Annotated in this window: 22 protein-coding genes; 8 read left to right on the forward strand and 14 right to left on the reverse strand. The window is 45.2% G+C overall.

What is annotated here, in order from left to right; translation table 11 throughout:
* Nucleotides 1-92 precede the first annotated feature (92 nt).
* On the reverse strand, nucleotides 93-716 hold the full coding sequence (locus ACO0KY_RS09350) for an ABC transporter ATP-binding protein (RefSeq protein WP_423045500.1): 624 nt from the start codon (nucleotides 714-716) through the stop codon (nucleotides 93-95).
* A gap of 169 nt (nucleotides 717-885) precedes the next feature.
* Between ACO0KY_RS09350 and ACO0KY_RS09355 the strand changes: the two genes are divergently transcribed.
* Nucleotides 886-2,196 (forward strand): HD-GYP domain-containing protein, encoded by a 1,311-nt coding sequence (locus ACO0KY_RS09355; protein ID WP_423045502.1) that lies wholly within the window; start codon nucleotides 886-888, stop codon nucleotides 2,194-2,196.
* A gap of 18 nt (nucleotides 2,197-2,214) precedes the next feature.
* Nucleotides 2,215-4,140 carry a PAS domain S-box protein gene (locus ACO0KY_RS09360; RefSeq protein ID WP_423045504.1) on the forward strand — a complete coding sequence of 642 codons (1,926 nt, stop codon included), beginning with the start codon at nucleotides 2,215-2,217 and terminating at the stop codon, nucleotides 4,138-4,140.
* A 5-nt stretch (nucleotides 4,141-4,145) separates the two neighbouring features.
* Here ACO0KY_RS09360 and ACO0KY_RS09365 read toward each other — a convergent pair whose 3' ends face one another.
* Both ACO0KY_RS09365 and ACO0KY_RS09370 read right to left on the reverse strand, forming a co-directional pair.
* Complete coding sequence (locus ACO0KY_RS09365; RefSeq protein ID WP_423045506.1) at nucleotides 4,146-4,832, reverse strand: VIT1/CCC1 transporter family protein; 687 nt, start codon at nucleotides 4,830-4,832, stop codon at nucleotides 4,146-4,148.
* 108 nt (nucleotides 4,833-4,940) lie between these two features.
* Nucleotides 4,941-5,441 (reverse strand): arsenate reductase ArsC, encoded by a 501-nt coding sequence (locus ACO0KY_RS09370; RefSeq protein ID WP_423045508.1) that lies wholly within the window; start codon nucleotides 5,439-5,441, stop codon nucleotides 4,941-4,943.
* A 403-nt stretch (nucleotides 5,442-5,844) separates the two neighbouring features.
* Between ACO0KY_RS09370 and ACO0KY_RS09375 the strand changes: the two genes are divergently transcribed.
* On the forward strand, nucleotides 5,845-6,195 hold the full coding sequence (locus ACO0KY_RS09375) for a DUF3147 family protein (RefSeq protein ID WP_423045510.1): 351 nt from the start codon (nucleotides 5,845-5,847) through the stop codon (nucleotides 6,193-6,195).
* Between the two features lie 54 nt (nucleotides 6,196-6,249).
* On the opposite strand, the gene ACO0KY_RS09380 is transcribed toward ACO0KY_RS09375, so the two are convergent.
* Genes ACO0KY_RS09380 through ACO0KY_RS09400 form a run of 5 tightly spaced genes read right to left on the reverse strand, consistent with a single transcriptional unit; the run spans nucleotide 6,250 to nucleotide 12,972 of the window.
* Nucleotides 6,250-6,735: an acyl-CoA thioesterase gene (locus tag ACO0KY_RS09380; RefSeq protein WP_423045512.1), complete on the reverse strand. Its 486-nt coding sequence runs from the start codon at nucleotides 6,733-6,735 to the stop codon at nucleotides 6,250-6,252.
* A complete protein-coding gene (locus ACO0KY_RS09385) occupies nucleotides 6,736-7,125 on the reverse strand; it encodes a RidA family protein (RefSeq protein WP_423045514.1) in 390 nt (129 codons plus the stop codon).
* A gap of 24 nt (nucleotides 7,126-7,149) precedes the next feature.
* Nucleotides 7,150-8,664 (reverse strand): efflux transporter outer membrane subunit, encoded by a 1,515-nt coding sequence (locus tag ACO0KY_RS09390; protein WP_423045516.1) that lies wholly within the window; start codon nucleotides 8,662-8,664, stop codon nucleotides 7,150-7,152.
* Nucleotides 8,665-8,693: 29 nt separating this feature from the next.
* The gene (locus ACO0KY_RS09395; RefSeq protein WP_423045518.1) at nucleotides 8,694-11,786 is read right to left on the reverse strand and encodes an efflux RND transporter permease subunit; all 3,093 of its coding nucleotides are present in this window, start codon (nucleotides 11,784-11,786) and stop codon (nucleotides 8,694-8,696) included.
* A complete protein-coding gene (locus tag ACO0KY_RS09400) occupies nucleotides 11,779-12,972 on the reverse strand; it encodes an efflux RND transporter periplasmic adaptor subunit (protein WP_423045520.1) in 1,194 nt (397 codons plus the stop codon). The genes ACO0KY_RS09395 and ACO0KY_RS09400 overlap by 8 nt, the downstream gene beginning before the upstream one ends.
* Nucleotides 12,973-13,417: 445 nt before the next feature.
* On the opposite strand from ACO0KY_RS09400, the gene ACO0KY_RS09405 reads away from it, so the two are divergent.
* On the forward strand, nucleotides 13,418-15,553 hold the full coding sequence (locus ACO0KY_RS09405) for a DUF5710 domain-containing protein (RefSeq protein ID WP_423045522.1): 2,136 nt from the start codon (nucleotides 13,418-13,420) through the stop codon (nucleotides 15,551-15,553).
* A 41-nt stretch (nucleotides 15,554-15,594) separates the two neighbouring features.
* On the opposite strand, the gene ACO0KY_RS09410 is transcribed toward ACO0KY_RS09405, so the two are convergent.
* Complete coding sequence (locus tag ACO0KY_RS09410) at nucleotides 15,595-16,482, reverse strand: amino acid ABC transporter substrate-binding protein (protein WP_423045524.1); 888 nt, start codon at nucleotides 16,480-16,482, stop codon at nucleotides 15,595-15,597.
* A gap of 289 nt (nucleotides 16,483-16,771) precedes the next feature.
* Here ACO0KY_RS09410 and ACO0KY_RS09415 point away from each other — a divergent pair, with 289 nt between their 5' ends.
* Nucleotides 16,772-17,950 carry a cystathionine beta-lyase gene (locus tag ACO0KY_RS09415; RefSeq protein WP_423045526.1) on the forward strand — a complete coding sequence of 393 codons (1,179 nt, stop codon included), beginning with the start codon at nucleotides 16,772-16,774 and terminating at the stop codon, nucleotides 17,948-17,950.
* 31 nt (nucleotides 17,951-17,981) lie between these two features.
* Here ACO0KY_RS09415 and ACO0KY_RS09420 read toward each other — a convergent pair whose 3' ends face one another.
* From ACO0KY_RS09420 to ACO0KY_RS09440, 5 genes are all read right to left on the reverse strand, one after another.
* Nucleotides 17,982-18,737 (reverse strand): substrate-binding periplasmic protein, encoded by a 756-nt coding sequence (locus ACO0KY_RS09420; protein WP_423045528.1) that lies wholly within the window; start codon nucleotides 18,735-18,737, stop codon nucleotides 17,982-17,984.
* Between the two features lie 268 nt (nucleotides 18,738-19,005).
* Nucleotides 19,006-21,741, reverse strand: a complete 2,736-nt coding sequence (gene acnA / locus ACO0KY_RS09425) for an aconitate hydratase AcnA (RefSeq protein WP_423045530.1) — start codon at nucleotides 21,739-21,741, stop codon at nucleotides 19,006-19,008.
* 125 nt (nucleotides 21,742-21,866) lie between these two features.
* The gene (locus ACO0KY_RS09430; RefSeq protein WP_423045532.1) at nucleotides 21,867-22,370 is read right to left on the reverse strand and encodes a hypothetical protein; all 504 of its coding nucleotides are present in this window, start codon (nucleotides 22,368-22,370) and stop codon (nucleotides 21,867-21,869) included.
* Nucleotides 22,367-23,353 carry an HpcH/HpaI aldolase/citrate lyase family protein gene (locus tag ACO0KY_RS09435; RefSeq protein ID WP_423045534.1) on the reverse strand — a complete coding sequence of 329 codons (987 nt, stop codon included), beginning with the start codon at nucleotides 23,351-23,353 and terminating at the stop codon, nucleotides 22,367-22,369. Before ACO0KY_RS09435 ends, ACO0KY_RS09430 begins: the two co-directional genes overlap by 4 nt.
* 66 nt (nucleotides 23,354-23,419) lie before the next feature.
* On the reverse strand, nucleotides 23,420-24,409 hold the full coding sequence (locus ACO0KY_RS09440; protein WP_186910705.1) for a malate dehydrogenase: 990 nt from the start codon (nucleotides 24,407-24,409) through the stop codon (nucleotides 23,420-23,422).
* Between the two features lie 369 nt (nucleotides 24,410-24,778).
* Here ACO0KY_RS09440 and ACO0KY_RS09445 point away from each other — a divergent pair, with 369 nt between their 5' ends.
* The 3 genes from ACO0KY_RS09445 (at nucleotide 24,779) to sdhD (ending at nucleotide 26,591) form a co-directional block, all read left to right on the forward strand.
* Nucleotides 24,779-25,582, forward strand: coding sequence for a GntR family transcriptional regulator (locus tag ACO0KY_RS09445; RefSeq protein ID WP_423045537.1), 804 nt, complete (start codon nucleotides 24,779-24,781; stop codon nucleotides 25,580-25,582).
* Nucleotides 25,583-25,814: 232 nt separating this feature from the next.
* Nucleotides 25,815-26,222, forward strand: a complete 408-nt coding sequence (gene sdhC, locus ACO0KY_RS09450; RefSeq protein ID WP_186910707.1) for a succinate dehydrogenase, cytochrome b556 subunit — start codon at nucleotides 25,815-25,817, stop codon at nucleotides 26,220-26,222.
* Complete coding sequence (sdhD, locus tag ACO0KY_RS09455; protein ID WP_186910708.1) at nucleotides 26,223-26,591, forward strand: succinate dehydrogenase, hydrophobic membrane anchor protein; 369 nt, start codon at nucleotides 26,223-26,225, stop codon at nucleotides 26,589-26,591.
* The last annotated feature ends 1 nt before the right edge of the window (nucleotide 26,592 follow it).

The raw sequence follows: 26,592 nt of genomic DNA on the forward strand, positions 1-26,592 counted from the left end.
TTTAAGATGTGCTGACATTTTTCAAAATAGCACTCGGTTTTTTTCTGTCGCCAAGGCGCTCAAGGTTTCATGCATTGGCGGCGAGCATCGTTCTAGCTTAATTCTATGATCTTCGCTTGGCACACCATATCAAGCACAATGTGGCTGGCGATAATCCATGCTTGTTGTGGCTTCTCCAGGCGTTGATCTAGGGTCTTGGTAAAGAATTGCATAGAGAGTTTATCAACTCCGGAAAAGGGGTCGTCAAGCGCGATGACCGGACAGCCGACAGACAATGCGGCAGCCAACCAAACTTTGCGCCTGGTGCCCGTTGATAACATAAAAAACTGTTTTTCCAGATGTGGTGCAAGGCTTAATCCTTCGATCGCATGCTGGAGATTTTTTTCATGAAAGTCTGGATAGCTTTCTGCCAGAGTTGAGAGGTAAGTTTCTACGATCGCATTATCGAATTCGTGGCTATGCGCATCAACCCAAAACGCTTGTTTTCGGTAATCTACCGCATGTTGAATCGAATCTGTCTCAGCAATACACAACGCACCATTTGATATCGGCAATCTTCCTGTCAATAATTTGAGGAGGGTGGTTTTGCCGCATCCGTCGTCGCCTTGGATTAGCGTTATTCCTGGGCAAATTGTTGCAGATAAATCCGTAAATAATTTTTTTTCAGGATAATGAAAGCTTAGTTTGTTGATGGTCAATAGTGGTTCTTGTGACATAAGAGTGGTTTTTTATTGAAGTACAGTGTTACCTTGGTTGATAATGAAATAAGTAAAAGCTTGCGTTGTCATCGCCAGACCGATAAAGTAAATACTACATTATTGGATTGGTCTGTTTTCATATTGCTACTCATTCTTATCGCTTGTCCTTTTAATGAATTGATCGACTATGTCAGATGATATCCAGTTAATCGCAATCGACAAAGTCCGGATAGGGATGTTTGTGAAGCTTGACCTGAGCTGGTTTGAGCACTCATTCCCAATGAGCTCGTTCAAGATCACCAATCAGCAACAAATAAATGATTTATTGGCTTTAAAACTCAAGCATGTCCGGTATATCCCGTCAAAATCAGATATGGCGCAGTCTGCAAAAGAGCTAACGTCACCCCCAGTTCCAGAAACCGCAGAGGCTAAAGAACAGCAGATTAAAGTCTATGACAGTATTATCGAAGCCAAGCATGCGCGTTATGAAAAGTTAATGAAACAACGTGCCGAAATTGCCATGTGCGAAGAAAAATTTGTGCACGCGGCAACCGTCGTTAAAGGCATCAATAAGTTAATTTTTTCTCGCCCAAAAGAAACGCTTGCGGAAGCCAATAAACTGGTCGATAGCATCGCTGAGATTTTTCTAAACGCCAACGATACCGTCATGCATTTGATACAGCAGGCGGGCAATAATGAAGACGTTTATTTTCATACGCTCAATGTGTCCGTGCTCGCAATGATGCTCGCCAGCGAAATGAAATGCAACGAAAGTCAAATCAAAGAGATTGGCATTGCTGCTTTGTTTCACGACATAGGTAAAGTGAATGTGCCGGATAAGATTCTGACCAAAACAGAGCCGCTGACTAAACCAGAACAGAACTTTTTTGAGTTACATCCGCAATACGGTATCGAAGTTGGCCGAAAAGCCGGTCTATCACCTTCTACGCTTGAAGTCATTGCTAATCATCATGAATTAATGGATGGTAGCGGCTATCCGCAAAGGCTCAATGGTAATGCCTTAAGCTTGGCAACGCGCATTATCACTGTCGCCAATGTCTACGACAACCTATGTAATCCGGTTGACCTCCGCACTGCCCTCACACCGCATGAGGCGTTATCAGTGATGTACGCGCATAAACGCGGTCAATTCGATCCTGCTGTAATGGCAACGATGGTGAAAAGTCTGGGCGTATATCCACCTGGTACCATTGTAAAATTATCGAATGAGGTAATTGGCTTGGTGATGAATGTGAATATCGGCAAGCCTTTGCGTCCTTGTGTGCTGGTATACGACTCCGAAATTCCAAAGGAGTCAGCAATTATTCTCGATTTGTCCGATGAAGCGAAAGATGTCAATATCAGTGGTAGCATCCGTCCTGGTTTATTGCCGCGAACCATATTTGAGTATCTGAATCCGCGTAAGCATGTAAATTATTATTTTGAGTCTAAAAACAAGCCTGCCGCTGGCGGCGCTTTGCCATCGAAACCACAATGAAAACGATGAGAGCCCGTTATGTCTGAGAATCTGCTATATCCGGAATCTGAGGGGCTATTGGGAGCTGGATTGCTCCAACACATTATTAATTATTCGCGTGAAGCAGTGATCGTCATATCATCCGAAGATTTGGCTATTTGTGAGGTAGCGCAAAAAACCTGTTCCATGCTTGGCCGCACGCGCGAAGATTTAATCGGCACACATCTGTCGACCGTTGAGTGTTCGCTACAGGATCTTTTTTTCTGGGACGACATTCGACAAACACCGGAGTTTATTGACGCCAGAATTGCGGAAAGCGAATGGCTCACCAGTGATGGTCGCGTAATTCCTATCGAAAAACGTGTCAGCAGTTTTAATAGTCATGGTGACATTTTCTGGGTTATTCATGCCGAAGATATTACTAATAAGCGTCAGGTATACGAAGAGCAAATTCATCTTGCCTCGCAGTTGCAGAGTTCATTAGAAGCGACGGCAGAAGGGATCTTATCGATTGACCTCCGCGGAAATGTGATCAGCCTGAACCGCCGATTCATTTCAATGTGGAATATACCCGAAGAAGTTTTAATGGGGCGACGAGTAGACAACATTGTTGCTTGCATGCAGGCGCGCTGTGATGACTCAATTCATTTTTCAACTAATTTACTGCGCTATAAAGCGGAATCTGAGACTGAAACTGCAGATCAGGTATGCCTGCTCGATGGGCGATATTTTGATGTGGTTTCCAAGCCTGAATTTTATCGTGATCAATTAATTGGCCGTGTATTTAGTGTGCGGGATATTACGGACATGAAGACGGTAGAAAATAATTTAATGCAGATGCGCGACGTGGCAGAACTCGCCAATCAGGAAAAAACCCGGATGCTGGACGCGGTACGCATCAGTGAGTCACGTTTGCGACGCCTGGTAAATTCAAGTCTGGTTGGCATTATCGAGGGCGATAATTCAGGACAATTGGTCGAAGCCAATGATGTACTCTTGCACTTACTTGGATATGATCGTGAGGCGCTTGAGTCAGGGGCGTTGAATCTTTATTCCATGATACCCAATATTTATCATCACGATTATTGTTCGGCTTTAGATGAGATTGAATTGCATTCACAGGCGCAGCCTTTTGAAATTGAGTTGATAAATAGTGAAGGCGGACTGATTCCCGTGAGGCTCGGCATGTCCCGTCTTGAAGGATCGGACGACGAGTGGGTAGGCTTTGTACTTGATTTAACCGAGCAAAAAAAAGCTGACAAAATCAAGTCGGAATTTATTGCGGTAGTTAGTCACGAATTGCGAACACCTTTGACGTCGATTCGTGGTGCACTTGGCTTACTGGAGCATAGTGTCGGGTCTGATTTCCCACCCAAATTGATGCAGCTATTAAAAATTGCCCATAAAAATAGCCAACGCCTTGGTACTCTGGTTAATGACCTGTTGGATATAGAAAAACTGGTTTCCGGAAAAATGGATATCAGCATGGACAGAATAGATTTAATCAAATTGACGCAGCAAGCGATAGAAGCGAACGCTCCTTATGCACAACAGTTCGACGTGAAATACGAATTTTCTGCGTTTCCTGAAAGCGCGTGGGCTGTTTGTGATGCAGATAGAGTGATGCAGGTGTATGCCAATCTGATGTCAAATGCAGCCAAATTTTCTCATTCCAAAGGTGTGGTATTTATTCGCATTATTGACCAGTCCGATATGTTCAGAATTGAAGTGGAAGATAAGGGGCAAGGTATTCCAAAAGAGTTTCATGATCGCGTATTTATGAAATTTGCACAGGCCGACGGTGGCAATACCAGAAAGCAAGGAGGCACCGGTCTTGGTCTGAATATATCCAAGACATTTGTAGAAAAGATGGGTGGCAATATTGGTTTTGACAGCATTGAAGGGCAGGGAAGCACATTTTGGTTCACCTTAACAGCTGGGGTCAGGCGCCGCGGTGAGGGATAAGGATTTTATATTGTAGTGCCAAAAATTTTACCTGCCATAGCAGTAAACGTTAACACTAGCGCTCCCCAGAATAAAACTCGTCCTGCACCGCGCAACAGAGATGCGCCTCCGCTGTAAGCTGCTAACCCGCCAAGTAACGCGAGAAAAAATAGTGATACGGCTGCAATAGTCAAAATTAAATAACCTGTTGGTGCCAATAATGATGCACCTAGCGGGATGATGCCGCCAGCCATAAAACTCAAGCTCGAAGCAACTGCGGCTTGTGATGGTCGCGCTGATAAGGCATCGGTAATCCCAATTTCGTCGCGTGCATATGCGCCCAAGGCATCTTTTTCCATGAGTTGCTGCGCAACCAGGCTTGCGATTTCATGATCCACGCCGCGATCAATGTAAATATCACGTAGCTCTGCATGTTCGGCGTCATATTCGTGTCTTAAAGCATGACGTTCAATATCGAGATCAGCTTGTTCAACATCTGCTTGTGAACTCACTGACACATACTCTCCAGCTCCCATCGACAGCGCGCCACCAATGAGTCCAGCAAACCCGGCGACTATCAAGCTGTCAGGACTGATATGGGCAGCGGCAACACCTAGTAGTAAACTTGATATTGATAACAGACCATCATTAGCCCCTAACACTGCAGCCCTTAACCAGCCTGATCTGTGTGTTCGATGGGTATGTGTTGTCATCGTGATTGGGTTAGGCAAAGAAATGTCGGCCAGGATGGCGAGATGTCATACTTTAACTTTATTTGAAACTTTGCAACTTGTTATTACACAAGCTCACGAGACTTTTTATTACGCATTTGGTTCGCCTAATGCTTTGATTTCATCGTGCAAAGCATTCTTTTCCAGCAAATGGGTTGGCAGGTTAACGAAGTAATGCATGTTCGCCATAATGTCTCGAAATATCTTGTGAAATATTTTTTTTTGTTCTTCTTCTGTTCCGCCTGCCTTGCTCGGGTCTTCAAATGTCCAATGTGCGGTTAGCGGGTGACCGGGCCAGTACGGGCATGCTTCCTCAGCTGTATCAGCGCAAACGGTAATAATGAAATCCATATGTGGCGCGTCAGGATTTGCAAATTCGTCCCAACTTTTGCTACGCAGTTGTGCAATTGGATAGTCAGTCGTCTTGATTTGTTCAACGGCAAGCGGATGGATTTTACCGGTGGGTGCACTACCAGCAGAGTAGGCGCGAAATTTACCATGTCCCATGGTGCTCAACAGTGCTTCTGCCATGAGACTACGTGCAGTGTTGCCAGTACATAAAAATAAAACGTTATAAACTTTATCGTTCATGATGAGCTCTTTGTTAGAAAATAAAATTGTTATTCATTTGTCGAGCTTTAAATGCATTAATTTTGTTAATGCCGTTATATTTTTTACATTATCAGTGTGTTTTTTTTGCTTGCTATTCAGTGATGGAGTCGAGAAATTGTTTATATCATTCGTTTACAAGTAAATCGATTAGTCGGCTTCCCGGCATGTTTTCTTCTATAATCCCAACCCAATTTAGCATTACTGGCTGGCCAATACGAATCAGCATTATATTTGTCAGAATAATATTAAAAGATTATTTTTATATTATTTACATAATTAAAGTGAAAAACAATAAAGAATTACGCTTTTATTGTAGTTCGTAAATTTAAAAAGATAAGGTTTGCAATGCGACTGCATTCTTTACATCTAATCCGGAGTGGAAATGGTTTGGCTTATTATTAAATATTTACTCACCTCAGCTATTGTCGTTGCGGTTTCAGAATTGGCAAAACGGAGCGATAAAATAGGTGGCCTGGTCGCGGCTTTGCCTTTGGTGACTCTGCTGGCTTTGATCTGGTTGCAATTAGAAAATCAATCGCAAGCAAAAATTGCTAATCACGCCTGGTACACGTTTTGGTACGTAGTTCCCACATTGCCGATGTTTTTGGCATTTCCTGTTCTGCTTCCACGCATAGGGTTTTGGGCAACTTTGCTCTCTTGTATCGCCATTACTATCGTGTGTTTTGTTGTGTTTGCCGTGATCGTCAGACGCTTTGGGATTGAACTCATGTAGTCCATTTGAGCAATGTCGAGCTGGCGCTTTCGAATGAAACGTAGAAAGGGAGTGCTAAGTCTTGATTACTGATGGCACTACGGCCAATGCTGAACCATATTTTTGACAGAATTCAGGTGGCATACGACGCGCTTTGCCGGTGCTTACTTCGATGCATACCAAATGCCACTTTGCGCGGAAAATCACAGCGTGGTCAGATTCTCTGACTAATTGAAAACGCCGTTGCATACTCAGTTTCTCATCGCTATCTGTCAGCCACGTCGCCAAAATGAGTTTTTCACCGAGCGTGGAGGGTAGTAAATAGTCATATTCGGCCTGACGTATCGCCATCGCTCTGTCCAGACGTTTGTAGTCAGTCAGGCTTAATCCTAAAGATTCAGAATGCGCCCATCCTATGGTTTCACACCACTGCACATAAACCGCATTGTTGGTGTGATTCAGTCCATCGATGTCGTGTAGAGCTGGAATGCGTTGCAGCGTGAACGGTTGCGGGAAATCCCAATTTATCTTGGATTTACTATTGATATCTGTTGCATCCATTCACGTGTTCGCTGATGTGTTTGCAGGCTGATTAACGATTGCTTGTATTTCAATTTCAATTTTGTATTCTGGCCTGATCAATTTCGCACCCACCGTTGTTCTTGACGGGGTATGACCTTGTGGAACCCAGTCATCCCAAACAGAATTCATTGCGGCATAGTCACCGACAGAAGCTAAAAAAATTCTGGCAGAGACAATTGCAGTCTTGTCAGCACCTTCTTTTTCTAATAAACGATCGATGAACATTAAAATTTCCCGTGTCTGGCCAGTAATATCCAGCGAGGTATTTTCAGCGACTTGTCCCGATAAATAGAGTAACTTTGCTTGGCCCAGATGGACGGCAGTCATCTCGCTGAAACGTGGTCCAATGTCATGTCTGACGATTTTCATTTGCTCTCCGTTATTCTGAGTATATCAGGATGCTGTCTTTGATTTTTCGGGCGTCTCATTTTTACTCATCCATCCACCGCCAAGCGATTGAATCAGTGCTACGGTATCAGATAAGCGATTTGCTTGTGCCTGTACCAAAGTTGATTTGGCTTGTTGATAGGCTTGTTCAGCGACCAATAAGGTTGCTGTACTAATGTCGCCCAGCGCAAACTGTTTGCGTGCAATGGTGACGCTCTTTAAGCTGGCTTGTTCCGACTTATACGCCGCTGCATAGGCATTAGTGTCATGTTGTATTGCTTGAAGTGAATCTGCAACGTTTTGAAATGCCCCCAAGACAGTAGAGCGGTATTGCGCTGCTGCCTGATCGTAGGCGGCCTGCGCAGCAGCTTGTTTATGTTTAAGCGCACCGCCGTCAAAAATTGGCTGGGTAATGTTGGCGGCCAGATTCCAAAATGCACCACTAGCCTTGAACAGATCAGAGAAGTTCTCAGCAGCCGTACCATAGCTGGTTGCACCAATAGTAAAGTTCGGCAAACGATTGGCAGTCGCTACCCCAATCGCTGCACTGGCTGCATGCATTTGCTCTTCTGCAGCGCGGACGTCAGGGCGTTGCTCAACGAGTTTAGACGGCAAACTCAGCGGCAACTCAGATGGCAATTGCAGGTCATTTAACTCAAATGTTGCGACGCCAGTGTCATTAGGATAGCGTCCCGCAAGCGCGAGGATCAGATCGCGTTGAACCGACAGTTGTTTTTCTAACGGCGGAAGTAATGCTTCGCTGGCAGCCAGTGCTGCTTCTTGTGCAGCGACGTCTGCTTGTCCAACCTGACCTAATGCCAGTTGGCGTTCAAACATTTGTAGTAATTGCTTTTGGTTGCGAATGACTTCCTGCGTTGAACGTATTTGACCACGCAACATCGCTTCTTGAATCGCTGCGTTTGTTACGTTGCTAGCCAGTGTCAAATAAGCCGCTTCCAATTGGAAACGTTGGTTTTGCTCTTGAGCAGTGCCTGATTCCACTTGACGCCTGGTGCCGCCGAACGCGTCTATCGTGTACGAAACTGAAAGCGAAGCGGTTTGTACATCATAATAGCTTGCACCGGATGCTGCTGGACTTGCCAGTGGCTTTGCTACCCGTTGACGAGTGGGGGAGTACGATGCTGAAACGCTCGGAAAAAACGCCGCCTCTTGCGCTGCAGTTGATTCTTTTGCGGCACGCAAAGCAGCTTGCGCTGCATCTATTGTAGGGTTGTTTTTTAAACTCGCAGCTACCAAATCATTAAGGGACTGATTGTGGAATAACTCCCACCATTCAGCAGGAATGTCCCGTCCTTCAACAAGTTTTTGGCTTTCCACGATATAGTTGCGATTGACCTCACTAGTGCCTTTCGCATCTGAGTTCGCGGTTTTTACGAGGTAGGTCTCTGGTAGTGCTTGAGACGGACGTTGGTAGTCCGGCCCGACGGTGCATCCACCTAAGCTACTCAAGCCAGCCACAATTGTTCCGACCAAAGCCAGGTCGAGTGGGGTGCGTTTCAATTTTATAAAAGATAAGGATCTCGTCTTCATTATCGGCTCTGCCTTAAGTTTTTATGTTCTCTGCTTTCGACAAAGCGCTCTAGCGCAAAATAAAACGTTGGCAAAATGAATAAGGTCAATAGGGTGGAGATAATCAAGCCGCCAACAACGACAGTTGCCAGATCACGTTGCACGTCAGTACCAACGCCCGTTGCTAAGGCTGCTGGCAACATACCAAAGGATGCGACCGTGGCTGTCATTAACACAGGGCGCAAACGTTCAGCGGCACCTTTGATGACGGTGTTATGCAAGTTGAGACCACTGCCACGAACGCGGCGGAAGTTAGCTACCATGATAATACCGTTTTGAACAGAGACACCAAACAGGGCAATGAAGCCAACCGCAGTTGCAACGTTTAGTGTTTCTCCGGTCAGGTGAATCGCAATCAGACCACCGAGAGCAGCGAGTGGAACTACGCCTAGCACCAGGATCGCTTGGCGCAATTTGCCAAACTGGAAGAACAACAGTACACCCATCACCAGTAAAACGATCCCTAGAATGACGGTCAGTCTTTCCTGTGCACGTCGTTGGTTTTCGAATTGACCTGCCCACTCAAGGTGGACTTTTTCCTTATTGAATTTCACCTCAGCATCGATCCGTTTTTGCGCTTCTGCTAAATAAGAAGTTAAATCTCGACCACGATTGTCAATGCGGACGGTCACTTGTCGTTCGTTAAATTCATGCGAAATCGTACTTTCACCAGTTTGCATTTGTATCGTTGCTAATTGTGAAAGTGGAATTTTTGCTCCGCTGGAACTATTCAAAAACAAATTACCCAGAGACTCAATATTCGCTTTGCTCTCTTTGGGGAATCTGACTGTGACGTTATATGTTCGATCTTCCACAAATACTGGCGTAACAGGTGCTCCTCCAATGCCAGTTTGAATCAGCGCAGAAATGTCTTGTACATTGATACCAAATCGAGCGGCAGCTTCGCGATTGACCTTGATTGCTAACTGCGGAATTGGTGGCTCCTGGAACAAAGAAGCAGAAGCGGTACCCCTGATTGATTGCAAAATATCGACAATCTGGTTGCCAATTCGACGATTCTCTTTGAGATCTGTTCCATAAACCCGCAGTACCAATGGGCTATGAGCACCACCGATGGCGTCGTTGACGCCATCAATAATAGGTTGGCTAATACCGATAGAAAAGCCGGGCATCTGTTCAAATCGTTTGGTGAGTCTTTCGATTAACTCTGCCTTACTTTCATGATCAGGCCATTCGTCATAGGGCTTCAATCCCACCGGAACTTCAATATGTGAAGGTGTCCAAGGGTCTGTGCCTCCGTCACTTCGACCTAGCTGAGTCACGACATACGAAACTTCCGGAAATTCATGTATGGTGCGCCGCAATTCAGTTGCCATTTCATTGGCTTTGTCCAATGAAATGCCAGAAGGAAGTTGAACTTGTAACCATAAGGCACCTTCATCCAATTCAGGTAAAAATTCGCGACCTGCACTTGCACCCAAAATGACGACTGCTACCAGCGCAATAGCGGCAGCACTGTACGCAATAAAAGGGTGATGTAATAGATGATCCAGTATCGAACTATATTTATCTGTGAGCCAGACCAATGGACGATTATGGAAAATTTTTTGCGGTTTGCGTAGTGCAGCAAAAGCCAAACCCGGGATGAGTACGAGAGAGCATATTAAAGCACCTAATAGCGCATAACCAACTGTGTATGCCATCGGCGTAAATAACTTACCCTCAGCACGTTGGAATGCAAACAACGGCAAATATGCGGTGATGATAATCAGTGTTGCAAAAAAAATCGGGCTGGCAACCTGACTCACGGTTTCTAAAATATCTTCTTCATTGAGTTCTACGTCGGGTGCTTCCTCACGACGCCGCAAAATAGCTTCCATCACAACAATCGCACCATCGACAATAATACCGAAGTCGATTGCGCCTAATGAGAACAAATTAGCTGGCATTTTGGTTGCGTACATGATGATGAATACGGTCACCAACGCAATTGGAATTGCCACGGCAGCAACGATGGCGCTGCGAGGGCTGCCAAGGAAGAGAATCAAGACGATGCAAACTAAGCCTATCCCTTCAATCACTGTATGCGAGACTTTGTGTACCGTTAATTTAACCAGATCATCGCGATCAATGTACGGCACAATTTTGATGCCCATTGGCGTTAGACGCTTTTGCAATTCTTCGAATTTGGCATGAACCTTTTCCAGAACCTTGGAAGGGTTCTCATACTTGAGCATCAAAACGATGCCTTCGATCGTGTCTGGGTTAGTATCTTTTCCTAAAATACCTTCCCGCTCTTGATGTCCAAATTGGAGTTTGCCTAAGTCACGAATTGAGACCGGCACGCCGTTACTTTGCGTGACGACGACGGAGCCTAAATCATCCAGAGAATGCACTTGACCAATGCCGCGAACGACATAACTCTGCTCGCCACGTGCAATGCGTCCGCCACCGGCATTAGAGGTGTTTGCGTTGATCGCAGTCACGACATCATTGAGAACGACGTTATATCGCTGTAGTTGGCGAGGATCAAGTTCAAGCTGAAATTCTTTGGTGAAACCACCAAAATTGTTCACATCTGCAATGCCAGGAACTTGTTTAAATGCAGGTGTGACTATCCATTTTTGCACCTCGGATAGTTCCATCAGGTTTTTTGTATCGGATTCTAATGTATAGCGAAATATTTCGCCTGCTGGACTTGATACAGGAGCGAGAGAGGCTTGGACGCCAGGAGGTAAAGTTACCTGACCAATTCTCTCATTTACACGTTGTCGGGCAAAATAATCTTCAACGCCATCCTGAAAAACTAAGGTAATGAGTGAGAGGGCGAAAGTGCTGCTCGAGCGTGTGGCAGTTACTCCCGGCGTATTGCTCAATGCTCGTTCTAGCGGTATTGTAATTTGCTGTTCAATTTCTTCCGCTGCTAATCCCGGCACTTGTGTCGTGACCTGTACGGTGACGTCACTAATGTCCGGATAGGCTTCAACGGCCATTTTTGTCCAGGACAAATAGCCGTAGATACTCACCAATATGGCGATAACCCATGCCAGATGACGCCGTCTGAAACATAAAGCGATTAACTGATTAATCATTGAGCAGCACTCCGCCACTGACGACAACTTTATCGCCTTGATTTAGTCCACTTAAAATTGCCGCTGAGTCTGATTCTTCATTGCCGAGCGTGACGGTTTTGCGAACGAAGGTCCATGGTGCCACTTCAACAAATACCGTGATGCTATCGTTGTTCATTAACAGCGCAGATGTAGGAACGCGGATTTGCTTAGCCTGAGGTATGGAAACCGAGACAGTTGCAAACATATTTGGTTTTAACATTCCGTCTTTATTGTTGGCTTCAATACGTGTCTTATTGCGGCGCGTATCCGGCTCTAGAATGGAACTGACAACATCTACTTTGCCCTTAATGACTTTGTTAGGGTAGGCAGCGAGTCGAATATCAGTCGCCTGACCTTTTGAAATCGATTGCAATTGTGACTCTGGAACGCTGGCAGTCACCCAAACCGTCTCAAGGTTAGAGATCGTCATAATGACGGCGGTTGCATCGTTGATGTAAGCGCCGGGTGCATTGTTAAGCGCGGTGATTGTGCCTGAAACAGGTGCTGCAATATTTAATGCGCGGGACTTTTCACCTGTTTTATCAACGCCTAGCGTGTTTAATCTGTTACCAGCGCGCTTTTCTTCCGCGGCCGCTTGGGAGTAGTTACTTTGTAATTGTTCTAAATCTTTGGCTGCGTTCGCGCCGGCAGCGTTCACGCCCTTACCACGGGTCAACGCCTGGCGTGCCAGTTCTAAAGCATCTTTGGCTTTATCGTAGTCAGAATAAGCTTGCGCCAAATCGCCTGAACTGATAACGGCAAGTAATTGCCCTTGTTTGACGGAGTCGCCCAATTTCACCTTGAGTTCCAACAGGCGCCCAGTCAAAGGCGGCAATACATTGACTGTTTTACTTGGGTTGGCTTCTACTACAGCGGGAAAATTTAATATGTGAGGGATGTCAGTCATTGTTACCGTCGCCACTTTTAGACGGGTGCGAAAAGGAGATTTTTCTGGAACGATCAGCTTTTCACCAGAGCGTACCAACATGGGCTCAGGGGTACTACCTTTATTGTTATCCGCATTTGCCGATGAGACCGCGAATATCGCACACATTGCTAATACTGGTAAAGCTGCGAGGGTGACAACTTTTAGGTAGGTTTGACGGGGATGCGCGCGGAGTAAGGATATGGTTGTTTTTATGGTTTTGATTGCAGTATTGCGCATGCAATTGCTCCTGGTTGAGTACTTAACTTCATTGTCATTCTCTGTCGCATCAGGACAAAATGACATTGAGTTGCTGAAATCGGCTATCTGCCACGGGCGGGGCGAGATGGTAAAAAATTACATTTTGTCGTTAATGTAAGTGACTTAATTTACTTGGTGATGACATAAATCGTAAGATGTAAGTGGGTAAAAATCTGAAGTAACGGAGAAAATTGCCACCTTTATCATTCACGGACAATCCAAAACAACAAATAAGATGATTTCTGACTGATTCAATTGATATTGAAATAAACGTATTTGTTCTATTCATTTTTGGCGCACATTATAGGCGAACCAATGAAGATTCTTTTAAATTAATTATCAAATTACTTTGCTCAAATAGCGCCTTGATTTGATCGTCTAAGGTAGACTTGTCGCATTTTCCCAACGCAATTAACGGTCAGCTATGAGCGATAACGTAGTTTCTAAGTTTTTTCCAAAAAAAATAGTCAGAAACCAAGAACAGATCGACATACAGATAGCAAAACATCGTGTCATTTTAGTGCAGGCAAATGCCGGGGCAGCAAAAACAACCACGTTGGCACTACGGATCGGTGAAGCTTTAGCGAATAATGTGTCACCTGAAAAAATTCTGGCCTTGACCTTTACTGATGCTGCGCGTGAAGTGATGCGTTCACGACTTATTGAGCTCGGGGTAAACTATAAGATAGTCAATGAGATTCAAATATTAACATTTGAAGAATTTTCTCAAAAGGTCTTGCTTAGCATAGAAGGCGAGGAGGTAAAACAGATCGCTCAGACAAGGAATCTCAAGTTGTTTGCGTTGCAGGCCTTGGATCACGTAGCACAACAATATGGACAAAAATTCGATTTTTTGCAGATAGAAACCCACAACATCGCAATCGCCCAGTTTCTGGAGGCGCAACTTAGATTAAAAGCGATGATGGTTCTGGATCCATATTTTGATCTGGATGAAATTGAAAATGTGTTCAGCCTTTGGGGCGTCACCCCGACCGAGTATCTGACCGCCATCGAATATGAGCGCATCCGCCGCGGAAAAAAAGACAGTCCGCATTTCCGGGCAGAATTTGATGCCACCTACGATTTGGCTCAATACCTGCTTGCGTATCCAGGTATAGAGCAGCATTTACCTGATTATCGTTTGGTAATTTGCGATGAATTGCATGATTTAAATGAAGCTGCTTTTTGCATATTAAGTAAGCTGATCGCAACAGAGAGACGGTGTTATTTTGTCGGTGCGGGGGATGAACATCAGGTTATTCATGCGACGCTGGGAGCGAGCCGTGAATTTTTGGAGACCCGTTTCAAAGCGGCATTTCCAGCTCTAAAACATCTTCCGCTTACGATCACCTATCGCCACGGCCCGCACCTGGCGTATGCAATGCGTGAATTTGCGGGAAAACCTATTGAGTCTTTTGTCACTAAGCGCACAGAAATACAGCTTTTAAATTACGGCGAACTTTCCGAATCAGCCAGTAAAACGTTGATTGTTGCGCTAAAAAAATGGGAGAAGGATGGAAACTCCCTGGAGGGATGCGCGATATTATTGCGCAATCGCGATCAATCAATTGAGATCGAAAATGCGCTGCGAATTGCAAAGATTGATTATAAAACCCCAGCCATGGCGAGTTATTTGCAATGGGAAGAGGTACTTTTTTTGCGTGGAATCATGGCAATTGTGCTCAATGATCTTTCATCGATAAAAAGTTATGAAGTGCGTAGCGGTGTGTTGGACGCATTGGCAACCTTTGGTGATTTGAGAATTCCTGCGTCTGAATTGGAAAGCGGTAAATATACGGTCGCAAAAAATCCCGAATTAATTTTTGATTTTTTCAAAAAATTTATACAGGATGCGAATGCGCTACATATTAAACTTTTGGCAAGCATAATTGCAGATATGAAGCAATCAGGTCCCGATACGAATGCTGCAGACGTCTTAAATGATATTGTGATTCGCTTGAATCTGCAGGGGATTGCGCGGCGCTTATTTATCCGCGCCTATGATGCGAGTGTCGTTGAAAAATCCATTGCCGGCTTTATTGATGTGGCTAAACAATCAGGTTTGAATCTCAAGGATTTCGCGCAGTTGTTGAATGAAGCTGAGACCTTTGCGACTCGCAAACGAGAGAAAGATTTTGTCATGCTTGATACGGTGGCGAATGTGAAGGGGCGTGAATTTGAACACGTGATTATTCCTCGCATGGAAAGCAAAGTTTTTCCTCACCTATTATCGGATGCGAAGGATGAAAGACATCTCTTCTATGTCGCTGCAACTCGTACTAAGTCGCGCCTTAGCTTGCTTATGCCTGAACAGGAGTCTTTGCGCAGTCCTTTCATTGCAGCGATGAATCTGGATTCCTTTAAAGCTGAGGCAAATAAAGCGGTGGCCAGAAATGCATCGCGAGAAACTTCAACACCTGCCGGGCGACAGTATCTGAAAGTGCCTTTTCACGAAAAAGATATTGCTAAAGGGCTTGGGGCTCGATTTGATATGGCGAGAAAGGCGTGGTATGTTGAAGCTGGTACCGACATCAAGCCATTTTCTGCATGGATGAAATGAAGCTGAATTGATTTAGCTGTATTAGCTCATCAAATAACTGCTCATTGTTTTGGCGGGCTATACCAAAGGCTGGCGTCGTTTAATGGCGTATTTTTGGGTAGAACCGGATTGCTTAGTCTTATCAATCGCCTACCTTTTAAGTTCAGCTTTTCAATTGCATTCATATTGTATTTATTGAAAATGCTGTCAAAGCTGCCATCTTTTCGCATGATTTGCAAACCTGTCTCAATGCGCTCTTTAAGTTGTTGATCTTTGAGATTGAAAAAGAAATAAACCGGAAATTGGTAATAAAAAGCTAAATTTTTTTCTATTGCGATTTCTGGATAGATTTCGTGGTAGCGCTCATATTCACCCAAAAGCTCGCCAACGCCTCTGGGGAACATATCAAAGCGACGACCAGCGAGCATTTTGATTAGTTGGGCGTAAGGAGCCTGAATAACCTCAATACCATGTGCCCTATAGACAGGGATATCATTCCAATCGATGCCTTGACCGACCGTGAATTTTTTTAAGTCTTCTTCAGTCTTGATCTGGTCAAATTTGCTTTGATCTTCTTTTCGAATTAGAGGAATCCTGTATCCGAGTAAGCCTTTACGTAACGGGATACGAATAACCAAAAATTTTCGCTCTAATTCTTCAGAGGTAGGATTCCATATGACATTGACGCTGTGATCGTCACGTTCTAAATCTTCTACTGAGCGCTTTTTAGGGACGAAACTGCTGCTTGGGCCACACTCAAAGTCACCGTATTTTGCGCGTGTTTTTTCCAGAGCTGTGCGCAGAATCTCGATGACGTCATTGAAGCGCGTATCGTTTTCTATTTCGCCAGCAGGATAGGTAACTCTGGTCGTCGTAGCCAACACAAGCGATGGGTTGGCGAACACCAGCAAGATCAAGGTTATCTTTAGAAATCTGCTTAATGCAATCATGTTAAAACATATCCATAGATTTATTTTTGATAAAAATATCCTGGATATTTTTGAGCTAATAATTTACCTGCTATATCTCAATTATCATCAAGCGGCTTTATTCCGCTGATGTTTAGTCATTATTTATTCGCATAGACAGTTCGTCTAGTGCGGCATCCTGCCTGTAACTTATGTCATGTTGATGACGAAAGACAAGGTTTGTTAAACAATGCTGTTCAACTCTGTATGATAGCCTGCTGGTATCTTACCTGAAATATGCGTAAACACTGTTAAACAATGGGACATGATCATGGAATGTAATGGTAAAAAAGCATCTGGTTTCAATACGCAAATTATTCATGATGAATATCAGGCTCCAGCTGGGTTCGCGGCATTTACAGTGCCTATTCATCATGCATCGACGGTGCTGTTTGACAACGTTGCAGCGATGCGCGCAAGAACCTGGTTAGAAAAATCCTCATATACATATGGGCTGCACGGTACGCCAACCAGCTTTACCTTGGAAGCGCGACTAGCTCAGATTGAAGGTGGCAATCATTGCTTGTTGGCGCCAAGCGGTCTGGCAGCGATTACTTTAATTGATCTGACTTTTTTGCAAAGTGGTGATGATGTTTTAATCCCAGATAACGCCTATGGCCCGAATCGTGAATTGGCAAATTGGCTCAGTGGCAGTTTTGGCGTCAGTGCCAGATTTTATGATCCGCTGATAGGCGCTGGCATCACGGATCTGATTCAGAGTAATACCAAATTGATCTGGACTGAAGCACCTGGCTCTGTCTCAATGGAGGTACCAGATATTCCTGCCATCTGTGCTGCCGCCCGTGAAAAAGGCGTGTTAGTCGCTCTGGATAATACGTGGGCGGCAGGCGTCGCATTTTCTGCGTTTGATCATGGCGTAGATATTGTGATGCAAGCCTTGACCAAATATCAAAGCGGCGGATCGGACGTTTTGATGGGCGCGGTCATCACCAGGAGTAAAGAGTTAAATGCGCGATTGTTGACAGCACATATGCTTTTGGGTTTGGGCGTGGGGATGGACGATGCTTATCTGGTTCTGCGAAATCTGCCAACGCTGAAATTACGTTTTGATGCACATGATAGTTCCGCACGTAAGGTGGCGAGATGGTTGTCGCAACGCCCTGAAATTGCGAAGGTCTTACATCCGGCTTTGCCTGATTGCCCGGGGCACGATGTGTGGAAACGTGATTTTACTGGCGCTGGCGGTTTATTTTCTGTGCTGTTTGATGCCCGTTATTCGGAACAGCAAACAGATCGTTTTGTCGATCATCTGAAGTTGTTTAAGATTGGTTTTAGCTGGGGTGGGGCGCATAGTTTGTGTGTTCCTTATCGCATAGAGAAAATGCGCGGTAACTGGACTCACAAAGGCGTTTTGGTGCGATTTAATATCGGACTCGAAGATGCTGATGATTTGATTGCGGATATCGAGCAGGCACTGATGCAATTGTAGGTCAGCGATATTTTCAAAAAGTGAGGGAATTTTATTGAATTCCCTCACTTTCAATGAGGTTGTTGAGGACCCCGCTTTTTATTAGCTGGTTTAAGCATTGATTAAGGCGATCGATGATTTCTTCTGCTTGCGGGTGCGTTTTGCTCACAGCAAATTGCAGAGCGTATTTGTTGGTTTCAGGGATACGTAGTATTTGATACTGCCGCTCATCAATTTGCAATAGTTCTAGCGCTGAAAAACCAGCAAAAACTTCTCGCATGTCGACCACAATATCACAGTAGGTCCTGTCAATTTTTTTGAGCAGGCTTGTGTAATTTGTGGCGCCGCTGTCAATCTTTTGGGGAGGGAGGTTGGTGTAGAGGGTTGAGGCACCATGCAAGGCGCATATTTTGTAATTATTTAAGTCGCTCAAGATTTTCAATGGCGGGGACGAAAAGCGTTTTTTTGAGTATAAATAGGATGGGGTCAGGCTCATATAGGGTTTCGAGAACAAGAAAGTTTGTTCACGATCAGGCGTCCTGAATACCGACATCACAATGTCGACATCAAGTTGCGACTGCGCCTGATAGAGGCAACGCGCCCATGGAAGAAGTTTAATATTAATTTTATTCGGAAAAATATTTCTTAATATTTCTGCAGAAATTCCTTTCACGAACTGAGTTTGATTTGTCACGTACGACATTGGAGGCCAGTTATTGTCTCCTCCACAGGCATTCAAAACCGCAGCGTTCGTCACTCCACATGTGCATGTCAAAAGCAGGCTGACAAAGATTGCGATGATTCTCATTTGAAAGTATGTGATCAGATATTACGGGTCGAGTGAAATTTCAGGTGAGCACTTTGTTATTTATTTAGTGTGCGATTTAATGATAGAGCAAGAACGAGGTACTGAAAATGTATTTCTGTTTTTGAGATGAGGTAATCGTATTAAGCTCATTGTCACCAGAATGAAAAAAGGGGGAACTGTTTGATCAGTTCCCCCTTTTTTTTGCATGTTTTAGCCTAACAACTGCTCAACTGTTTGCCGCTCGAAATATCGCGCAGCAAACACTCGATTAAGCTGACAACAATTGACGCAATACGAATGGCAGGATACCGCCATGTTTGTAGTAATCAACTTCGATTGGTGTATCGATACGCAACAGAACTTTAACGTCTTGTGATTCGCCGTTTGCACGGTGAATCACCAGTGTGACTTCTTGTTGTGGTTTGATTTCGTTTTCGATACCTTTCAGGTCGAAAGATTCATTACCTGTGATACCTAAAGAGTCAACGCTGTCTGTGCCGATGAATTGCAGTGGCAACACACCCATGCCAACCAGGTTGGAACGGTGGATACGCTCGAAGGACTCAGCGATGACTGCTTTTACGCCCAACAGTTGTGTACCTTTAGCAGCCCAGTCACGTGAAGAACCAGTACCATATTCTTCGCCACCGAAGATCATGGTTGGTGTACCTTCAGCAACGTATTTCATCGCTGCGTCGTAGATTGCCATTTGTTCGCCAGTTGGTTGGAACAATGTTTCGCCGCCTTCAACACGGGAACCATCTTCCTTCGCTGGGATCATCAGGTTTTTGATACGTACGTTCGCGAAAGTACCGCGCATCATGATTTCGTGGTTACCACGACGTGAGCCGTAGGAGTTGAAATCTGCTTTCAAAACGCCATTTTCTTTCAACCATTTACCTGCTGGGCTGGATTCTTTGATTGAACCAGCTGGAGAAATATGGTCAGTTGTGATGGAGTCACCGAACACACCCAATGCGCGTGCGCCAGTGATGCCAGTCGCCGCTGCTTTTGGCTCCATTGTGAAGTCTGCAAAGAACGGTGGTTCAGCAATGTAAGTAGATGTTGGCCAGTTGTAGACTTCGCCTTCCGCTACGCCTTTGATGTTTTCCCACAGTTTGCCTGGTGCGCCTTTAACGTCTGCGTAGTTGTCTTTGAACGTTTTGGAGTTCATCGCGAACTTCATCAGTTTTTGGATTTCTGCGCTGGTTGGCCAGATGTCGCCCAGGAAAATGTCTTTACCTTTAACGCGACCAACTGGTTCTGTCATCAGGTCTTTAGTCATGTTGCCAGCGATAGCATAAGCAACGACCAACGGAGGAGACGCCAGGAAGTTAGAGCGAATGTTCGGGTGAATACGCGCTTCAAAGTTACGGTTACCAGACAAGACTGCAGATGCCACGATGTCGTTTGCAACGATTGCTTCGTTCATTGCTGGAGTCAAGTCACCAGCATTACCGATACAAGTGGTGCAACCGTAGGCAGTCACGCCAAAGCCCAGTTTTTCCAGGTATGGCAAGAGACCAGCTGCTTCCAGGTACTTGGTTACAACGCGGGAGCCAGGAGCCAGGGATGTTTTGATGTGCGGTGCTACTTTCAGACCAGCTTCAACCGCTTTTTTCGCCAGCAAACCAGCTGCCAGCAGTACGCTAGGGTTAGAAGTGTTGGTGCAAGAAGTAATTGCAGCGATCAGCACGTCGCCATTTTTAACTTTAACGTTGTCGCTGTTGACGTAGACCGCTTCCAGATCTTCAGCTTTTTTGTTGAAGCCGTTTTCGGATGTTGGTTTGGAGAACAGATCAGCAAAAGTTGATTTAACGTGGCCGATTTCGATGCGATCTTGTGGACGTTTAGGACCAGCTAAAGATGGAGCAACAGTGGACAGATCCAGAGAGATTTCTGTGGTGTAGTCGATGTCGCCTTTTTTCGGAATACCGAACATTTTTTGGGCTTTGAAGTAGCCTTCGAATGCGTCGATTTCTGCTTTAGTACGGCCAGTGCCTTTGAAATAGTCGATGGTTGCTTCGTCAACTGGGAAGAAGCCCATTGTTGCGCCGTATTCTGGCGCCATGTTGGCGATCGTTGCGCGATCTGTCAGAGACAAGGAGCGTGTGCCTTCGCCGAAGAATTCAACAAACTTACCAACGACTTTCGCTTTACGCAGCAATTCAGTAATCGTCAGAACCAGATCCGTTGCTGTACAACCTTCGCGCAGTGCGCCAGTCAGGTTCACACCAACGACGTCAGGTGTCAGGAAGTAAACTGGTTGACCGAGCATGCCAGCTTCTGCTTCGATACCGCCAACACCCCAGCCTACAACGCCAATACCGTTGATCATGGTGGTGTGGGAGTCAGTACCTACCAGTGTGTCTGGATAGTAAACTTCGTTTTTCTTCGCGTCTTTTACTTTGTGAACGCCGCGTGCCAGGTATTCCAGATTGACCTGGTGAACGATACCAAAGCCTGGAGGAACAACGCCGAATGTATCGAACGCTTGCATACCCCATTTCATAAACTGGTAGCGCTCGTTATTGCGTTCAAATTCCAGCTTCATGTTCAAATCGAGGGCTTTCTTTTCGCGGAAATGATCGATTTGTACTGAGTGATCAACAACCAGATCAACAGGAACCAATGGCTCGATGTTTTTTGGGTTTTTGCCTTGTTTCGCAGCAACGTTACGCATTGCAGCCAGATCAGCCAGAAGTGGAACACCAGTAAAATCTTGCAGAACAACGCGGGAAACAACGAAAGGGATTTCGTCAGTACGGGTTGCCGTTGCGCCCCAGTTAGCCAATTGTTTTACGTGTTCTTCAGTAACTTTTTTACCGTCGCAGTTACGCAGAACTGATTCCAGAACTACGCGAATAGATACTGGCAAGCGAGAAATTTTTACGCCCAGATTTTTTTCCAGTGCTGGCAACGAAAAGAATTTACCTTTCTTTGTTTCTGAAATTTTAAAGTCTTTCAGGGTTTTGAATGCATCTTGATACGCATTTTGGCTCATGGCTGTTCCTTATTTACAAAAATCAATGATCAAAAATATGCTTACTGCTATTATATTGAGCAATGTGTCACTCCACCGATTCAAACAACTCCTGATGTGAAGCGAGTTCCTTTGCCCGGTGAGACTTATTTCGTTACTGCTGGTGCGGCTGCCGCATCGGCTGGTGCAACTGCTGGCGTTGCGTCTGCCACCATTGGTACTGTGCTATGACATTCATTGGCGAGTTGCTGACCCTTACGTGAATCGAGCAACAAACCTTTTGCCGGAATACCAATCCAGACAAATCCTGCTTTGGTGTTTTCAAAGCGATAAGCACCAGTGGTTGTGTCTACACGGTGCAATACGTAAAGGCGCTTTTTCCAGCGCATTGCGATGTTATCGATGTTGTCGCCGTGAGTGTACATTGTCAGAGAGTTACCAAGCTCGCACGTGTACTCGTAGTTTTTATCCTCCTTCACGTCAGGTTCAATCTCATCTGGATCTTGTTCAACTGGGGTTGGTACAGCTTTTTTTGCTTTGCTGCTTACCTTAGTTTTAGCAGGAGCATTTTCTGCTTGCGCGGAGAGGGGGGCAAAAACAAAGCTGCTAGCGATCATCAAGCCTGCGATGCGGGATAAAAGTTGGTTCATTCGGAGTCTCCTTCAAGTAAAGCATATGCCATTTCTGGCAGTGTTATTGCGCTTGATTTTGCGCGTTTCAATATCGACCAGAAATAGCGGTAACTGGCGCGATCATGTAATTTTCCGGCATATTGAATTGGTGCCCACTGATTATTTTGCGCTGATAGCAAAATGTCAGTAGCTTCGCATATTTCTTTGTGCTGCGGCGCCATCGTTTGCACAATGGGTGCAATCTGGTCTGGATGTATGCTCCACATCCGTGTGTAAGCAAATTCATGTTTTGCACGAAATGCGTCATTTTCTACCACCGACAAATCCTTAATTTCGGTTGTAACGCTATGCGATGGCACTTTGCCAAAGCGGTGACATGCTGCTGCAATTTCAGTTTTTGCGCGGGCAACGAGCGGATGCTCAAATTGCCCCGGCGAATGCATCGCGGTCGATGAAATTGCGCCGAAATGAGATGATACAAAATCCATGATGCCGAACGATAAGCATTCGACCTGTGGAAGGGCGGCAATTGCCATGACGTCGGCAAGTGCTTCGTGTGTCTCAATTAATACGTGAATTGGCAAATGGCTTCGGCCTGCAGTAAATGCATAGTTATTGATCTGTTCTATCGCATTTGCTACCTGACTTGCTGAGCTGACTTTGGGCAAAACTATATAGGCAATCTTTTCGGCGGCCAATGGGATGATGAGGGATAAATCCTGATCGAAAGCTTCATGGTTAATATCATGCACTCTGACGCCAATGCGTTGGTGCTGATTGTCACTGCTATTAAGCAATGTGCAAACTAATTTGGCGTGATTTGCTTCGTCACCAGTTGCTGCGCCATCTTCACAGTCAAAAGTAATGTCAAAAATTGGCCCCAGTTTTTGCTGGAGTGCCATGGATTTGCGCATTAACTTTTCTGAGCCTGCATAGTGATCGCAAACCGGTAAAAACACCGGTGTTAACTGATCCTGAAATAAGGCGCGGGATGGATGCATCAGTTCTTTTTTTGCGGGGTGGGAAGGGCGGTATCGTTGATCAATGCCGCCCCGGCCTGATATTGCTTAGCCTACCAGGTGTTTTACGCCATCACGCTCTTCTTGTAATTCTTTGAGAGTGATATTAATGCGTTCACGTGAGAATTCGTCGATTTCCAAGCCTTGAACGATCGTGTATTCGCCGTTTTCAGTTGTTACCGGGAAGCCAAACATAGTGCCTTCTGGGATGCCATAAGAGCCATCGGAAGGAACGCCCATTGTTGTCCATTTGCCGTTAGTGCCCAGAACCCAGTCACGTACGTGATCAATCGCTGCATTTGCTGCAGAAGCTGCAGAAGAAAGACCGCGCGCTTCAATGATTGCTGCACCACGTTTGCCAACTGTTGGCAGGAATACGTCTTTATTCCATACCTGATCGTTGATGAGATCTTTTACTGCTGCGCCGTCAGCTGTTGCGAAACGGTAATCAGCATACATGGTTGGAGAGTGATTGCCCCAAACGCACAGTTTTTCGATAGCAGAAACTGGCTTGCCGATTTTCGCAGAAACTTGAGACAGAGCGCGGTTATGATCGAGACGCAACATCGCAGTGAAATTTTTCGCTGGCAGGGATGGTGCGGATTTCATTGCGATATACGCGTTGGTATTCGCTGGATTACCAACCACCAATACTTTAACATTGCGAGATGCCACTGCATCCAATGCTTTACCTTGGACAGTGAAAATCTGCGCATTGGCTTCCAGCAAATCTTTACGTTCCATGCCTGGGCCGCGTGGACGTGCACCAACCAGCAACGCTACATCGATGTCTTTGAATGCAGTCATCGGGTCGCTATGTGCTGTCATGCCAGCCAGCAATGGGAATGCGCAATCGTCGATTTCCATCATCACGCCTTTGAGCGCTTTTTGTGCTTTTTCGTCTGGAATTTCAAGTAATTGCAAAATCACTGGTTGATCTTTGCCAAGCATGTCGCCATTAGCAATGCGGAACAACAGTGAGTAACCGATTTGGCCAGCGGCGCCGGTAACAGCTACGCGCATAGGGGATTTCGCCATGATGCATCTCCGAAGTGAGGTAAAAAACGATGTTCAAACTTGCTGATTTACGAGGTGTTGTCTGTACATCAGCTTACGAATATTCAATGATACCGCCTAACTCAGCGCTCGTCAGCCAAATTTGCGGGCATTTTTAGCTTAAATCGCATTAAGTCGCGATTTCAACTTTACATTGCATGCGTTCACGCTATATTGCTTGTGTAAGTGTGGCAATGTGCGTCACTCCATTTGTATGCGCAAGAATAATTTTCCGGAAGTTTAGGTGCTGTAATGTGAAGTGTCAATGACTATCTTATGTCTTATATAAGACATATTACTTAGCAGTTTGTTGTAGACGGCGCAGGTGTTTTTGTGGTGAAATTGCGAACTATGACTTCAAACACGCCAAATGCAAATATCTCATCCGCGAACTCTGCGAGTTCTGGCGCCGGTGTTGCTGGTGCCGTCGTTAATTCATCGCCCACATTTAGTCCCCTGTATCAACAGATAAAATCCTTGATTACGCAAAGTTTACAGTCAGGTGAGTGGAAGCCAGGCGAGCTTATTCCTAGTGAAATGGAATTGGCAGCACGTTTTAAGGTGAGTCAAGGTACGGTGCGTAAGGCGATTGATGAATTGTCGGCTGAGAATTTGGTGGTGCGTCGCCAAGGGAAGGGGACATTTGTTGCGACCCATCATGAAGCGCGTTCTCAATTTCGTTTTTTGCGATTGGCGCCAGATGAGGGTGTTCCTCATTATCCGGAAAATAAAATTATTGAAGTGCGGCGCTTACGTGCGCCTGCTGAGGTGGCGCGACTACTAGAAATTAAATCTGGTGATTCCGTGGTTTTTATCCGCAGGGTGCAATCGTTTTCAGGTGTTCCGACTATTCTGGATGATTTGTGGTTGCCTGGTGCGATCTTTAAGGGACTGACTGCTGAGCGTCTGAATGAATATAAAGGGCCTATGTATGGTTTGTTTGAAACAGAATTTGGTACGCATATGATACGTGCCTCCGAGCAGATCAGGGCTGTCTGTGCGGATGATGTGGTGTCGGAATTGTTGAGTATTGCGTCCGGTACGCCTTTGTTAAATGTTGAACGAGTTTCTTTTACCTACGGTGATAAGCCAGTGGAATTGCGTCGCGGTTTATATCTCACGTCGCATCATCATTATCGTAATGAATTGAGTTGATTTTTGACGCTCTATGTGCGTGTGCACATGGTGATGTCTATTAATTTGGCGTTTTGGGTCTTTTCCCCTGACGCAATCTGGCTTTTGTATCTTGATGCTCAGCACATATTCATTTTTGGTATTAAGATGACGGTATTTTGAAAATACAGGCTCAATAATGTTGGTGCAATGCACCAAAATGAGCGAAAATTGCATGATTTTGTGTACAGACTAGTTAATGGGGAGATTATTTATGTCTGAAGTAGTGAAAAACAGGCCACGCTACGGTGTGATGCGCCTGATTGATGCAACTGGATACCGATTGCCGTTGGCTGGCGTCGTTTCTATCTTGCACCGTATAAGTGGGATGTTGATGTTTTTGTTGTTGCCCTTCATTTTGTTTTTGTTGGACAAGAGCCTGACATCAGAAGTTTCGTTTGCCGAATTGCAAGCATTCACGTCAGGGGTATTTGTTAAATTGGTTATCCTTGCATTGGTTTGGGCATTTTTGCATCACTTTTGCGCTGGCGTTCGTCACTTAATTATGGATCTTCACTATGGTCTTGATAAACATACTGCACGTAAATCTGCGGCAAGTGTTTTGACTGTCAGCGTTGCTCTGGCAGCGCTGGTAGGTTTGAAATTGTTCGGAGTATTTTAAATGGCAAATAACAATATTGGACCTAAGCGCCTGGTCGTCGGTGCGCAATATGGTTTGCGTGATTGGTTAGCGCAGCGCGTCACCGCAATTGTGATGGCGCTCTACACTGTCTTGTTACTGGTTATGTTTTTAACTGGACATAATTTTAACTACGAGGGTTGGGCGGGTATTTTTTCTCACCAGTGGTTTAAATTGGCCACTTTCTCAGTGGTGGTTTGTTTGTTGTATCACGCATGGGTTGGTATGCGCGATGTCTGGATGGATTATGTAACGCACAGCGTAGTTTTGCGTTTGGTATTTCAGGTTGCCACCATTTTGTGGCTGGTTGCTAGTGCTGGCTATGCCGCACAGATTTTGTGGAGAGTGTAAA

It is taken from the genome of Undibacterium sp. Dicai25W (assembly GCF_049340505.1).
GTDB lineage: Bacteria > Pseudomonadota > Gammaproteobacteria > Burkholderiales > Burkholderiaceae_D > Undibacterium > Undibacterium jejuense.